We start from the raw sequence: 13,716 nt of genomic DNA, 5'->3' as shown, positions 1-13,716 counted from the left end.
GATGAGACACCAACGGTGAGCACACTGGCAGCTGGAGATGCAGTAAATACTGTCATCCAAGTCTATGATAATAGAAATGTTGGTAACACACATGTTCTCAATGTTTCTGTTGTCACAATTAAAGATGGGGCGAATGTAGATGTAACAGCAAACTATGATATCAACCTTGTAGCATCGCCTGCTACTGGTGTAATAACAAGCAGACCAATTACAGTAACAGCTGTTACAAATACAAAAGTCTATGATGGAAATACATCTGCAGTAGCAATACCAACATTCCCTTCATTACAAAACGGCGACGTTGTAAGTACTCAACCAATTGAAGTGTATAATAATCCGCTTGCTGGTACAGGTAAAACAATGACGGCAAGTGGTCTTGTAATCAATGATGGAAACGGTGGCAATAATTACATCATCAATTATGTTCAAAATTCCACAGGTGTCATAACAACACTTGCGGTTACTTCATCAGTAAACGTATCGCCAACATCAAAACAGTATAGTGATCTTGTAACCTATACCGCAAGAATTGTTGGTGGAGCGCCTCTAGTAACTGGAGGCCCACAAGCTGCGCAATCAGCAACGTTTAAAGTAGGAACCCAAGAGATCGGAACAGCAACATTTACAGTTTCAGGTTCTGACCTTGTTGCCATATTGACAAATCAACCATTGGTTGAACCTACTCCTTATGGTACTTCACCAACAGGACAAATGTCACCGGGACTAAAAACTGTTACTGCCGTGATTAATAACCCGGATCTGAATTTTAGTATAGGTAATCTACAGCCTACAACCTCATTATCGATTACAAAAGAAGATGCACGGGTAAATTATACCGGTTTAATGTTCCAGGCAACACCAAATACCAGCACTTCTACTGCAACGGTGCTGTTACAAGCTTCTGTTATTGATATCTCAGCTGCAATCGGCGACCCTGCTTATGACGCCTATGCAGGTGATATTCGAAATGCAAGAGTGAAATTTGTAAACCGTGATGCAAATACTGATCTTACAGGTTGGTTAACGCCTTCATTAATCAATGCTGCTGATCCAAAAGTTGGTACAGTGTCAGCGCCTGTTAGTTTCAATATAGGATCGAGCGACGCACAACAGTTTACAGTTGGTATTGTTGTCGACAACGGATATTATTTACGTGATGATCAGGAGGACAATACAGTCGTTACCGTTTACAAACCGCTCGGAGATTTTGTTGTGGGCGGTGGATTCATTAAGCCAACACAATCATCTGGCACATATGCGTCCACAAGTGGTTTTAAAACCAACTTTGGGTTGAATGTGAAATATAATAAAAGAGGCACAAATCTACAGGGCAGCGTCAATATTATCTTCCGTAGAAATGTGGCAGGTGTAATACGCACATATCAAATCAAAACAAACTCAATGACTTCACTGGGCGTAGGTGGAACAACTGTGAACAGGAAAGCACAATTCCTTTCTAAAGCCAATTTGAGAGACATTACAGATCCATTGTATCCGGTTTCGTTGGGCGGTAATCTTGACTTACGTGTTGATATGGCGGATCTTGGTGAGCCAGGAAATAAAGATTCCATTGGTGTTACTTTATACGAAGGTGGAACTCTGTTGTACTCAAGTAACTGGATTGTTTCCAAAACAGTTCCGATGGTTCTCACAGGTGGTAACATACAGATTAATGGCGCTAATTTCGGACCTGCAATCAGAATTGAAGGGCCAAATCCTACAGATCCCAGAGTCGTTCTTGCACCGCAGGAGTTTGCCGTCAAAGTTCTCGGCAACCCATCACTCTCAACCTTCCGTCTGCAATTGCAAAGCAATAACATGCAGGAGAAGTTTACCGTGAAAGTTGTGGATATCAATGGCCGGTTGATAGAAGTGCAACAGAATTTATATGCAGGCCAGGTAATTGAACTTGGAAGCAAGTATACACAAGGAACTTACTTTGCAGAAGTGATGCAGGGTACCAACCGCAACGTTGTGAAATTGGTTAAGATTTCGAGAGACTGATAAAAAGGGTAAGAGTAATCTTCAGTAAACTAAAAGCCGGTTGCGAAAGCAATCGGCTTTTTTATTTATTCGTTTCTTTTTTCGGTCTGGTAGTACGACAACGATCGCTGCAATATTTTACGTCATCCCAAACCTTTTCCCATTTCTTTCTCCACGTAAAAGGTCGATTACAAACAATACAGATCTTTTGTGGCAAATGCTTTTTCTTGTGAGGCATCAGACCATAACAATCAAAGCAGAAAAATGTTTCTGATTACAAAGTTGAAATTGTCGGGTGAATCTGTGTGTGGAAAGTCTATATTCAGCGCCTTAATTCATTCTTGAAACTAAATTATTACTCCGCTTCAGAATATAAATACGTTTGTTCTCAAAATAGTCAGGACGACCGTTGTTGTTATTCAGTATTGGTTTGAAATCATACTCCGTAAACAAACGGAAGGTACGTTCATTGATATGCTGCATCAATTCATGATCATACTTCAATAAAAGATTAATGAAATGCCAGCTGAGTTCATATCCTTTATAAGCAACATCCGACGGACGGCCATAGGTAAGATCAGTAAATTTTTTAGTGAAGCTTGAATAAGCGGTCGTACCGGTATTAAAAAAAGTTGACGTGTGATAAATCGGTAAATCTTTATACTCAGGTTTTGTAAGATCTTTCATGCCATCCCAGGTGGGCATACCCATTAATTCCATGTCATAGGTTTTGCGAACACTGTTAGCTGCATTCACAAGTTTCATCCCAAACACTTCATCTAATGATCCGCAGATGATAAAATTATTTTTGGTACTGTCGAGATTTGCAGTGAGAACAGCCGGGCTGAATTCATCACTTAATACAACGGTCTTCCATTTTAATAGCTGTCCGCCACTTGCACTTTTGTTAAACACATTGAAATAAGATGCAAGACGATCTTCCTGTTGTCCTTTGCGGCGCACATAAACAAGGTTTGCAGTTGGACTATTGCGCATGATAAAATTATAAATCGCTTCACAATGCACAGGCAGTGTTGAGTTAACAATAAGTGTGAAAGGATTATTTGTTACACCACCATCATTTGGAAAAGTAGCTGATACAAACGGAATGTTTTTCATCAATGCAAGATCTGCCAATGAACGATAATCTGTTCCGGTAACAGAACCGATCATCAGGTCTAACGAATCAAAAATATTTTTTGAACGAAGTGCAGTAATACTTTGATCAGCAGAACGCAGATCATACACTGTTACTTCAAGATTCTTATTGCTGTTACTGAGTGAATCAACAGCCAGCAATGCACCTTGCACAAAATCAAGCCCGGGCAATATATGCCTCGGCATCTGGTTGGTGAATTTATAGGTGCTGCCTGCAAACGATGAATCTAAAAAAAGGCTGGCGAAAATACCTACACGGTACTTTTTTGTTGCATCCTGTGCGTTAACCGCAACAGCTGTGGCAATCAAAACAATTGCAAAAAAAAGTTTTTTCATATTGTTGGTTGCAAGAGAGATGATTATTCCCATTCAATGGTTGCAGGTGGCTTGCTGCTGATATCATACACCACCCGGTTAATGCCTCTTACTTTGTTGATGATCTCATTCGAAATATGTGCCAGAAATTCATATGGCAGATGTGCCCAGTCGGCCGTCATACCATCAACAGAAGTAACTGCTCTTAACGCCAATGTAAATTCATAAGTACGTTCATCACCCATTACACCCACACTTTGCACAGGTAACAGGATAGCACCTGCCTGCCACACTTTATCGTAGAGCTTATGTTCTTTCAAACCATTGATGAAGATGGCGTCAGCACGTTGTAACAGGTCAACTTTCTCTTCTGTTACTTCTCCTAAAATACGTATCGCTAAACCAGGACCGGGGAAAGGGTGACGGTTCAGGAGATCAGCAGGAATACCCAACTCAGCACCAACTCTTCTTACTTCATCTTTAAATAAATAACGGAGTGGTTCTACCAGTTCAAGTTTCATGGTATCAGGTAATCCACCAACGTTATGATGCGATTTGATTGTTACCGATGGACCATGCACACTCACGCTTTCAATTACATCGGGATAGATCGTTCCTTGCCCGAGTAATTCCACACCTTCAATGGTATGTGCTTCACGGTCGAACACTTCAATGAACGTGCCGCCAATAATTTTTCTTTTTTCTTCAGGATTGCTTTTGCCGGCAAGCTTGGTATAAAAATGCTCACGTGCATCAACACCTTTTACATTTAAACCAATAGTGCCGTATGTGTCGAGTACCTGTTGAAATTCATCTTTACGTAACACGCCGTTATCTACAAAAATGCCGAAGAGGTTTTTACCGATTGCTCTATGGATAAGCGTTGCTGCAACGGTTGAATCAACACCGCCGCTCAATGCCATGATCACTTTACGGTTGCCGATCTGTTTCTTTAAGGCGTCTACTGTTTCATTTACAAAAGAAGCAGGTGTCCATTCGCCTTTGCAACCGCAGATATCCATCAAAAAGTTTTTGAGGATCTTTTTACCTTCAGTTGAATGATACACTTCCGGATGAAACTGTAACCCATATAATGGATGATCGTACGTTCCGTTTGCACGAAATGCTGCTACAGGAATAGATTCGGTAACTGCCATGATCTCGAAACCCTTTGGTAATTCAAGAATAGTATCTGCATGGCTCATCCACACCTGCGATGTATCGCTTACACCGTTGAACAAAACATCTGATTCTTTTTTGCTGAGGATGGCACGGCCATATTCACGCTTTTCACTTTTCTCTACACGTCCGCCAAGCTGTTTGGCTGTTAACTGTGCCCCGTAACAAATGCCTAAAACCGGGAGCGATTTGGTCAACAATTCCACATCCACCATCGGCGCATTGGCATCGTTTACAGAGAAAGGACTGCCGGAAAGAATGATGCCTTTCAGGAATTCGTCTTTTACTACCGGTTTGTGATAAGGAACAATTTCGCAGTACACATTTGCTTCACGCACTGCACGGGCTATCAGTTGGGTATATTGTGAGCCAAAATCGAGGATGAGAATCTTTTCTGTCATTGTGCGGCGAAGGTAATAAAAAAGCCCTCATGCCCCGAAAGAGATGAACACCTTCATGGGGAAAACATCCGTTCGTTTCATTTTTTTCATCCATATCTTTTGTTTTACATTTGTCAGGCTCCGGCTTTAACCCTTTTTAAGTGTATAGTGATCAACAATTGTAACCGGTAACGGAAGGCATGCGTCTCATTGTGCAGATTCTTATCATACCATTAAACCAAAAAACAACATGCGTACAAAATTTTTCTACGGAGCCGTTCTTCTCCTTATTTCAGGCTTCGTGCTCAGTTCCTGCACTACCAGGCGGGTGAAAGGTAACGGCAACATCATAACAAGTACCCGAAATGAAGGGAGCTTTAATGCCGTAAAAGCGTCGGGATCATTCGATGTGTTTTTTAGCCAGGCCGATGAAAACGAGATCAGGATCGAGGCCGATGAAAACCTGATGAAATATATACAAACCAACGTTGAGAACGGGGTACTCCGAATCCGCACAAAAAGCGGTATGAATATCCGGCCATCCCAGGACATTAAAGTGTATGTGAAATCACCCAGATATAAAAGTGTAAGCCTTGCCGGTAGTGGAAATATGGTGGCTGAAACAAAAATTACGTCTACCGAAAAGATCAAGGTAAGCATTGCAGGCAGCGGTGATATTAAACTGCAGGAGGTGGATGCACCACAGGTTGACGTAAATATTTCAGGCAGCGGTAAGGCCGAAGGTTTTGGCAACACCCGTGACCTTGATATTGATGTGGCCGGCAGTGGCGATGTGATGATGAAAGACCTGAAAGCCGAGAATGCAAAGATCAGTATTGCAGGTTCGGGCAATGTGTGGTTATTTGCCAGCATGAAACTGGATGTGCGTGTAGCCGGAGGAGGTGATATCCATTATTATGGCAACCCGCCCGACATTAAATCGAAGCTGGCAGGTTCTGGAAACCTCATCAAGGAATAAGATTTCACAGAAAATGTTATAAATAATAAAACTGAACTTTTTAAGGCATGGAAGCGACTCATTCAGTTCCTGCCACATGAGCCGGCGCTTTACCTTTGCGTCGGCTCCGTTTTTAGATCCATTCCGAAAAAACGCACTCCGACCATTGAAAGCGATTGTTTGAAAACCCTTTTTGTGTAATCTATTTATATACCCATTTGAGAACGTGAACGATTTAAGATGTTTTTGGGTTAATGGAAGTCCTCCGTATTGCGGGGGATTTTTCATTTTTGGTACAACGCAGCTAATGCTATTGGTGCCACACTGCAATAAGCTGATGTAAGCGCATCTTTCAGCAATTCCTTTTTTATTTTTTTTAGGTTTATGAGTGTCCATCCCTGTTTGCCCCATTTATTTGGTACTGGCCAGATTAACGTTGCATCAATGAGACAATAAACCGATTGATCAGTTGCAGAAAATTTTACGCAGGCAATGCTCTTAACTTCATCAAGTGTAACAAAGATTTTCTTCTTTACACGGAACGATGCTTTTTCAAAATGTGGTTGCTCAGTTACTTCTTCAAATGAAAGTGCAAGTTCACGAAAGGTTTTAAGTGAGATCATGCATTAAGATAATCATTCATAAGAAAATACAAATACGTTTTCCGTAACCTTTCTTTGGCAGTGAACGTATAATGTTAAAATAGGCGAGTGGTTACAGCAGTTGTTTGCTGGTAGTAAAATAAAAGTCCACATTGCTATTTTTGTTTTGTATAAACCTTATGTCATCATTATCACCGGTAAAGCTATTGGTTGCCGCAGTTATGTTATTAACTGTAGCTAACAGCAAGGCACAGGAAGTTGCCGGTAAATACTCGTCGAAAGCAGTGCTGGGCTATGGCAGTGCACAACAAAAAACCGCTGCTGCCAACCCATTCGAACGTGATCCCGTCGTTACAACAGACAGTGCTGATTTTATTCTTCCCTTCAGCCGTGCAGGAAATCTTATACTTATTAAAGCAAAGGCCGATGCCATTGAAGGAAGTTTTATACTAGATACGGGTGCGCCGGGTTTAATTCTTAACATGACTTATTTCAGAGATTATCCTGTAACAGAACATTACGGCGGTGAAGAGGGCGGAGGTATAACAGGTTCTGTGGCGGGATATGGACATACGATGGTGAAGAAATTGTCTTTTGGATCAGTGAATTATTTTAAAGTGGAAGCTGATCGTATCAATCTCGGTCATATCGAAAACAGCAAGGGGATAAAAATATTCGGGTTACTGGGTGTGCAATTGTTCAAACAGTTTGAGATGATCATTGATTATGAGAACAGCGAAATTCATCTGCACCATATCACAAAAAAAGATGGAAAGAATTATCAACATCAGCTGCTTGCAGATACATCCACCTATTCTGTATTCCCGATCGATATCATGCAGAATAAAATACTTACCTATGGAAAAGTGGGGAACAAAAAATTGACCTTTCTTGTTGATACAGGAGCTGAATCGAATGTGATCGATAGCCGTTTGTCTGAAAATGTATTGGACAATGTGGTGATCACAAAACGCATGGTGTTGAATGGTGCAGGTAATAAAAAAGTGGATGCCTTGTATGGCGATATGAGTAACCTCAAAATGGGTGATCGTGATATTACAAGTATGCCGGTGCTTGTAACAAACCTGGCGAAAATGTGTTTTGCCTACGACAGGTGTTTAGATGGCATGCTTGGTTTCGATTTTCTCTCCATGCACAAAATTGGGTTTAACTTTGTAAAGCGTAAGATGTATATATGGAAATGATGCGTAACATATCTTTATTCACTGGTTTGAGGAAGCTGGTACTGCCCTTGTTACTGCTGTTATTGATAGGCAATAACGCCAATGCACAACCGCCCATTAAGGCATTTGTGGTAAAGAAGGGGCACATCTACATTACACTCAGCAAAAATATTCCTGCAGAAGAACTGGACGCATTTGTTTTACAATACAGTTTACAGGAGCTCGATCTCAAAACATTTTTTAAAAACAACCGCCCCGATTCATTGTTGAAACTGGGATGGGATATCAATTTAAATAATGGTGAAATGCTGGTGTTGAGCAAGAATATGTTAGCCGCCGATAAGCTGACCGACCCTGTTGAAAAAATTCTGCTGGCGCAAAAACATTTTAATAACGGTTATGGCTATGCTAACAAAGAACCACTGTACGGCGTAAACCGTTTTGTAAAAAAATATCCGTTTGCTGTAAAAGATTCGTTGGTTACTTTTTTCTGTAAAGGCAATCCCAATGCAGGAAAAGTAATGCTGGCAGGAACATTCAATAACTGGAATCCTGATGCATTGGCTATGCAGAAGGTTGACAGTGGCTGGATCGCAATAGTGAAACTCGGCCCAGGCAAGCATTACTATAAATTTATTGTAGATGATAAATGGACGATTGATAAGGATAATACCTTGGTTGAAAACGATGGGGAAGGGAATGATAATTCAGTGTACTACAAAACAAACTATGTATTTACATTGGCAGGCTATTCTAATGCAAAAAAAGTGAATGTTGCAGGTAGTTTTAATAACTGGGAAGAGAATGACCTGAAGATGGAACGCCAAGGGCAGGGCTGGGTCAAACAGGTTTATTTAGCTGAAGGCACACATACTTATCGTTTTATTGCAGATGGAAACTGGTTTGCTGATCCTGCAAATACTGAACAATATCCTAATGAGTTTGGCGAAACCAATTCGGTGATCTGTATCGGCAGGCCACATGTTTTCTTTTTAAAAGGAAATCTCAATGCAAAGAAAGTGATGCTCATGGGTTCGTTTAATCAATGGCGCAATTATGAATTGGAAATGCGCAAGACGGATAGCGGCTGGGTATTTCCTTATGTGTTGGGGCATGGTAATTATGAATATACGTTTGAAGTAGATGGAAGAAAGCCTGTTGATGCACTAACAGGTAAAGAGAAACCGAATGAAACATTGATCCTGTCGCCGAATCATACATTCCGTTTAAAAGGCTATGCGAATGCAAAACGTATTTGTCTTGCAGGCAGTTTTAATGAATGGTCGCCTGGTTCATTTGCCATGCACAGGGAAGGAGATGAGTGGGTAATTGAACAACACCTGTTGCCCGGCAAGCATGTGTATAAATTTGTTGTTGATGGTAAATGGATCGTTGATCCTTCAAATGAATTAAGAGAGCCGAATGAATTTGGTGAAGAGAATTCGGTGATGTGGATGAAGGAATAATGAGCAGTGAATATATTTTCATCTGAAGCCCAAGTAAGATGAGTAAATCAGGCATAGCAATCATCGCTTAGCTTTTCAAATAGAGTTTTATGCCGCAGCGCTTACTTCCTGCTGATTGTTATTGATCATTGTTGTGATCATTTTAAACTGTTCACTTGCATGAAAACAATGCACAACATTTGCAGGCAGAATAATACCTTCGCCCAGATTTAATTTGATTCGTTCTTTATCGATCGTTACTTCAGCTTTGCCGTCAATCACCTGCACATAGATGTCAAACTCCATGATCGTTTCACAGAACTCTTCACCTTCATCTACTGAAGTAGCCGTTACATCTCCACCTGATTTTTTAATCACTGTCTTGCTTACAACAGAACCAGGTATATATTCAACAATTTCAACAATGATGTGTGGTGTTAATTTGGGCAATTCATTTTTGCGGGGGTCTTCAGTTGATTGGATCGTATCTGGAGGCATGTTGTTTTTGCGGTAAGGTCATGAATTTGCAGCAGGCAGGTATTATACACAAAACAGTAAGAGTTGTATAATTCATACGTTTTCTTCCCTTTAACTCAATACGCTGCACCGTAAACTAATCCGTATGCAGTAAGTATTCATCATCATTGTTTTCTTTGTTTCACGATGGAATGAGGCAAATCTATTTGTCAAAAAAGCTACTAATCAAACTAAAACCAAAAACAGTTCTGCCATGAAACAACTAATCACAGTTATTCTCTTGCTAATTTCAGGTGCTGCCATTGCACAAAGCACGCCCCAAAAAAAGATAACGCAGAAAAAGGATACATTGCGGGCAAGCCGTGATTATTTTATGAAGTTTGATGATATCAATGGCGAAAGCCCGGATACACTTCCACCTGCTCCAAATCTTTTAACGCTCAGTGCTGGCGGATCCATGTCGCAAACAACTAATACAAATCTGGGTGATCGTTACACTGCACAGGCAAGACCCGGCTACGCTTTCAGTATCGGGTATGCACGGGAGTTACCCAAAAGCAGGTTGCAGATCAATGCCTCTTATTTTAAAGGAGGTGTGAATGTTGCAGCCGGCGATATAAACGGCGATGGAAAAGATGATATCAGCAATGTTGATCTGCAATACCTCAGCATTCCTGTTCAATACCAGTTTTATATTGGTGCACGCAAACGATTCTTTGTTGGAGGTGGTGGCTACGCATCCTTCCTGCTTTCATCAAAACAAACCGGTCGACCTATTTATGGTGATATTAAAACCTATGACGCAGGCGCTACTGCATCTGCAGGTGCATGGCTTGGTAAACGAATGATGCTACAAACAGGTTATCAGTTAGGATTGGTGGATATTGATGTATCTGAAAGTAATAAAGCCCGTAACGGTATGGCCTTTCTGATGCTCAGTTATGCATTGTTTTCAAAAATAAAATACGGGCCAGTGATTACGATAAAGCCGAAGGGGTAATCGTAGCTGCAATATCAGTGTATAATAATTGAGGCCGCTTTACAGCGGCCTCAATTATTATTGAAAAAATGGGAGAATATTATTTGCGACCCATTGCATACTTAATTCCACCTAGCAAATGCTTCAAAAAGTTTTCTTCTTTATACGATTCATCAGTATGGCCCAATGCAGTATAAAAAGCACGGCCGCCATCAAATGAATGATACCAGGCCATTGGATGAAAAGCACCTTCTTTTCCACCTTCATAACTTTTTTCGTCAATGGTCATTAAAACTTTTACATCATTATTTCTACTCTTGTAATTGTACCATTCGTCGAAACGTTCCCACACGTGTGGTAAATGTTTAGTGGAAGCATGTTTGTGATCAGTTATGGTAAGTTTTGCTTTCTGTTGTTTTGGATGGCTCAAAAAATAAGCGCCTACCAATTTGTTATACCAGGGCCATTGGTATTCTGTATCCGCAGCAGCATGTATGCCCACAAACCCTTTTCCTGAACGGATAAAGTTTTCGAATGCAGCTTGCTGTTCATTGTTTAAGATGTCGCCGGTTGTACTCAGGAAAATAACCACATCATATTTTTTCAGTGTTTCTTCAGTAAAGTAAGAAGCATCTTCAGTTGTGTCAACAAGAAAGTTGTTTTGCTTTCCCATCAGTAACAATGCGTCTTTTCCTTTTGGAATTGATGCATGGCGGAAGCCGGCAGTCTTAGCAAACACAAGCACCTTCTTCTTTTGTTTTACAGTTGCTGATGAAATAAAGAACGGCAAGCTGAACAATAAAAAACAATAGAGCAATCGCATAAGTTGATTTATTTAATAGGGTGAAATTATTACTTTATTCTATACACAGGGTAACGCAAATACACTGGTTCAAAATAAGGAGAATTTTGATACACAAAATTCAGTTGGGCACTGCCACTTTTGGCAAAAGCAGTATCATTTGCTCTGCGTTCTTCAAGTTTTTGTTTTACTGCAGGGTTTTGTTTCAAAAATTCTTCGGCTGTTTCTTCAAACACATAACTGCTGTAACCTTCTTTTTGTCCGAGGATACCATCAAAAAAGTTCCAGGCAAAATAGCTGTCATCTCCGGTTGGTTCTAACACTTCCATGATGAAACGATTGGCTTTCTGATTCATCTGTATATACCAATCACCTTTACGGAATTTCATTTGCTGCACAGTTTTACTTGTCTTTACGTCTGAATTTAAGTGATGACCTTCATACGGACGGGGAGCAGTTTTATATTCATCAATACGATAAACTTCCACTTCAATACTTGTATCTTTTTTAAACTGGCGCATCTTCACTTTGTTAATCTGCAACAGATCGATCACCTTCCACCAGCCTTGCGGGATGACATAAGCGGTTGGCTTATCAATCATCGTTTTTGGGTTGAAGAAATTGTAAAACTTGATTTGCTTTTCAAATGGTTTATTACGGTCGTAATACAAACGTGGCAGACCTGATACATTGCTAGGCTTGCGACCTGCCTCGTATCCTTTATAAAGTATTTCAGAAAAACGACTTCTGTCTAAAGTAAAACCAACAGGGAATTGTTGTTGTGTTAATTGTTCTTTTTGCTGTTGCTCACGCAATTGCTTGATGGTTGTTTGATTTGTAGTGGCAAATTCCATCATACTCACCATCAATTGATAGGTTGCTTCCACACGTTGAGGATAGGGTTTGAGCATATGCGTTTCAGGCACAAATGAAAAAGTATTCCAGAGCGATGCATAACCACTGCTGTAACGTGGGCCATCCCAATAAGCATTCCATCCTGTTTCAGGGCTATCGCCAAAATTATTTACATAGGGGAGAAGGTCATAACCTTTTGCTTTCATGCTTTTGTAAATGGCGGGTTCAAATGTTTGGTTAAGGTATTCACCAAGCTTTCCACCGAGTTTGTTGTGTTGCGATGTAAGCAGTGTCATCACATGTTGATAATCGGCACCATTGCTTACATGGTTGTCAATAAAAATATCGGGCTGCACCAAATGAAAAATCTGTGCAAAACTTCTTGCTTCTTTCGAATCGTTCTTAATAAAATCACGGTTCAGATCGAAATTTTGTGAGTTGCCACGAAAACCTTTTTCTGTTGGGCCATCCTGGCTTACTCTATAAAAGGCACTGCGGTTCAAACTGCCGCCAATATTATATACAGGAATAATTGCCAGCACAACGTTGGTTGGCAATGAGCGTTTCTTTGTAACAATATCTTTCACCAGTGAAATACTTGCATCAATACCATCGGGCTCACCAGGATGGATGCCATTGTTGATCAGGATCACTACTTTGTTCTTCTGCTGCCATTGTAAGGGTTTAAATGTTCCATCGGCACTTACCAACACTAAATGCAAAGGCTCGTTGGCATCAGTTGGCCCCATCGTCATCATTGAAACAATTGGAGATGCTTTATCGATTTTTTTCCATGCATCGATCGCTTCATAATAGGTTACACTTTCTTTACCTTTCGATGTCTCATAACGTGTAACGGGAAGTTGGGCAAAGCTGTTGAACAGGCTGAATACTGATAATGCAACGAACAATTTTCTCATATTGTAATATTTGGCGATTCAATAAAATTAACGAACAGGACTTGCCTGCAACAGCAAATAAAGTAAGGTAGTACAGAAAACAGCTGGTTTTTATGTAATCGGGTAAATGCAGGTATGAACTCAATAAAAAAACCCGTCTAGTACAGACGGGTTTAAAATATCTTTCGGTAGAGGAAGTTTACTTTGCTAACGCATTCACTTTCTTCGTCAGCTTGCTCTTTAAGTTAGCAGCTTTGTTCTTGTGAATAACGCCACGCTTCGCCAATTTGTCGATCATGGAAGCAACAGCCGGTAATTGCTCACCTGCTTCTTTTCCGGTAGCGATCGCCTGCAGATCACGGATGGCATTACGGGTAGTTTTGCCGTAATAACGGTTGCGATCTCTGCGGGTTGCACTCTGACGAACATCTTTTTTGGTAGCCTTATGATTTGCCATATCTTATTTTTTCGGACGGCAAAGGTAGGGGAAAAATTCAAAT

General features: G+C 40.6%; 13 protein-coding genes. 5 read left to right on the top strand and 8 right to left on the bottom strand.

Annotated elements, in window-relative coordinates; all coding sequences use genetic code 11:
- On the top strand, positions 1 to 2,004 hold a 2,004-nt coding region (locus WG954_RS20545; protein ID WP_340438898.1), incomplete at its 5' end, for a YDG domain-containing protein.
- A 61-nt stretch (positions 2,005 to 2,065) separates the two neighbouring features.
- Here the strand turns inward: WG954_RS20545 and WG954_RS21680 are convergent.
- From WG954_RS21680 to guaA, 3 genes are all read right to left on the bottom strand, one after another.
- Entirely contained in the window at positions 2,066 to 2,221 is a 156-nt protein-coding gene (locus WG954_RS21680) for a DUF2256 domain-containing protein (RefSeq protein WP_445298463.1), read from the bottom strand.
- Between the two features lie 92 nt (positions 2,222 to 2,313).
- A complete protein-coding gene (locus WG954_RS20540) occupies positions 2,314 to 3,477 on the bottom strand; it encodes a hypothetical protein (RefSeq protein ID WP_340438897.1) in 1,164 nt (387 codons plus the stop codon).
- Positions 3,478 to 3,500: 23 nt separating this feature from the next.
- Positions 3,501 to 5,036, bottom strand: a complete 1,536-nt coding sequence (gene guaA, locus WG954_RS20535; protein ID WP_340438896.1) for a glutamine-hydrolyzing GMP synthase — start codon at positions 5,034 to 5,036, stop codon at positions 3,501 to 3,503.
- Positions 5,037 to 5,265: 229 nt separating this feature from the next.
- On the opposite strand from guaA, the gene WG954_RS20530 reads away from it, so the two are divergent.
- Entirely contained in the window at positions 5,266 to 5,994 is a 729-nt protein-coding gene (locus WG954_RS20530) for a head GIN domain-containing protein (protein ID WP_340438895.1), read from the top strand.
- A gap of 263 nt (positions 5,995 to 6,257) precedes the next feature.
- On the opposite strand, the gene WG954_RS20525 is transcribed toward WG954_RS20530, so the two are convergent.
- A complete protein-coding gene (locus WG954_RS20525) occupies positions 6,258 to 6,596 on the bottom strand; it encodes an MmcQ/YjbR family DNA-binding protein (protein ID WP_340438894.1) in 339 nt (112 codons plus the stop codon).
- A 158-nt stretch (positions 6,597 to 6,754) separates the two neighbouring features.
- Here WG954_RS20525 and WG954_RS20520 point away from each other — a divergent pair, with 158 nt between their 5' ends.
- Positions 6,755 to 7,780, top strand: coding sequence for an aspartyl protease family protein (locus tag WG954_RS20520; protein WP_340438893.1), 1,026 nt, complete (start codon positions 6,755 to 6,757; stop codon positions 7,778 to 7,780).
- Positions 7,777 to 9,225, top strand: coding sequence for a hypothetical protein (locus WG954_RS20515; RefSeq protein ID WP_340438892.1), 1,449 nt, complete (start codon positions 7,777 to 7,779; stop codon positions 9,223 to 9,225). The genes WG954_RS20520 and WG954_RS20515 overlap by 4 nt, the downstream gene beginning before the upstream one ends.
- Before the next feature lie 87 nt (positions 9,226 to 9,312).
- Here WG954_RS20515 and WG954_RS20510 read toward each other — a convergent pair whose 3' ends face one another.
- A complete protein-coding gene (locus WG954_RS20510) occupies positions 9,313 to 9,702 on the bottom strand; it encodes a cupin domain-containing protein (RefSeq protein WP_340438890.1) in 390 nt (129 codons plus the stop codon).
- Positions 9,703 to 9,934: 232 nt separating this feature from the next.
- Here WG954_RS20510 and WG954_RS20505 point away from each other — a divergent pair, with 232 nt between their 5' ends.
- Positions 9,935 to 10,681 carry an outer membrane beta-barrel protein gene (locus WG954_RS20505; RefSeq protein WP_340438889.1) on the top strand — a complete coding sequence of 249 codons (747 nt, stop codon included), beginning with the start codon at positions 9,935 to 9,937 and terminating at the stop codon, positions 10,679 to 10,681.
- A 79-nt stretch (positions 10,682 to 10,760) separates the two neighbouring features.
- On the opposite strand, the gene WG954_RS20500 is transcribed toward WG954_RS20505, so the two are convergent.
- The 3 genes from WG954_RS20500 to rpsT form a co-directional block, all read right to left on the bottom strand.
- A complete protein-coding gene (locus WG954_RS20500; protein WP_340438888.1) occupies positions 10,761 to 11,483 on the bottom strand; it encodes a ThuA domain-containing protein in 723 nt (240 codons plus the stop codon).
- 29 nt (positions 11,484 to 11,512) lie between these two features.
- The gene (locus WG954_RS20495; protein WP_340438887.1) at positions 11,513 to 13,237 is read right to left on the bottom strand and encodes a M14 family metallopeptidase; all 1,725 of its coding nucleotides are present in this window, start codon (positions 13,235 to 13,237) and stop codon (positions 11,513 to 11,515) included.
- Between the two features lie 178 nt (positions 13,238 to 13,415).
- Positions 13,416 to 13,673, bottom strand: coding sequence for a 30S ribosomal protein S20 (rpsT, locus tag WG954_RS20490; RefSeq protein WP_182801617.1), 258 nt, complete (start codon positions 13,671 to 13,673; stop codon positions 13,416 to 13,418).
- Between the last annotated feature and the right edge of the window lie 43 nt (positions 13,674 to 13,716).

Source organism: Lacibacter sp. H375 (genome assembly GCF_037892425.1).
In the GTDB taxonomy this organism is placed as follows: Bacteria; Bacteroidota; Bacteroidia; order Chitinophagales; family Chitinophagaceae; genus Lacibacter.
This window is presented reverse-complemented; position numbering and strand designations above follow the sequence as displayed.

What these genes read in the sequence shown, in the direction of transcription:
- WG954_RS21680 (WP_445298463.1), bottom strand. Translation starts at nt 2,221, where the DNA reads ATGCCTCACAAGAAAAAGCATTTGCCACAAAAGATCTGTATTGTTTGT.
- WG954_RS20540 (WP_340438897.1), bottom strand. Translation starts at nt 3,477, where the DNA reads ATGAAAAAACTTTTTTTTGCAATTGTTTTGATTGCCACAGCTGTTGCG.
- guaA (WP_340438896.1), bottom strand. Translation starts at nt 5,036, where the DNA reads ATGACAGAAAAGATTCTCATCCTCGATTTTGGCTCACAATATACCCAA.
- WG954_RS20530 (WP_340438895.1), top strand. Translation starts at nt 5,266, where the DNA reads ATGCGTACAAAATTTTTCTACGGAGCCGTTCTTCTCCTTATTTCAGGC.
- WG954_RS20525 (WP_340438894.1), bottom strand. Translation starts at nt 6,596, where the DNA reads ATGATCTCACTTAAAACCTTTCGTGAACTTGCACTTTCATTTGAAGAA.
- WG954_RS20520 (WP_340438893.1), top strand. Translation starts at nt 6,755, where the DNA reads ATGTCATCATTATCACCGGTAAAGCTATTGGTTGCCGCAGTTATGTTA.
- WG954_RS20515 (WP_340438892.1), top strand. Translation starts at nt 7,777, where the DNA reads ATGATGCGTAACATATCTTTATTCACTGGTTTGAGGAAGCTGGTACTG.
- WG954_RS20510 (WP_340438890.1), bottom strand. Translation starts at nt 9,702, where the DNA reads ATGCCTCCAGATACGATCCAATCAACTGAAGACCCCCGCAAAAATGAA.
- WG954_RS20505 (WP_340438889.1), top strand. Translation starts at nt 9,935, where the DNA reads ATGAAACAACTAATCACAGTTATTCTCTTGCTAATTTCAGGTGCTGCC.
- WG954_RS20500 (WP_340438888.1), bottom strand. Translation starts at nt 11,483, where the DNA reads ATGCGATTGCTCTATTGTTTTTTATTGTTCAGCTTGCCGTTCTTTATT.
- WG954_RS20495 (WP_340438887.1), bottom strand. Translation starts at nt 13,237, where the DNA reads ATGAGAAAATTGTTCGTTGCATTATCAGTATTCAGCCTGTTCAACAGC.
- rpsT (WP_182801617.1), bottom strand. Translation starts at nt 13,673, where the DNA reads ATGGCAAATCATAAGGCTACCAAAAAAGATGTTCGTCAGAGTGCAACC.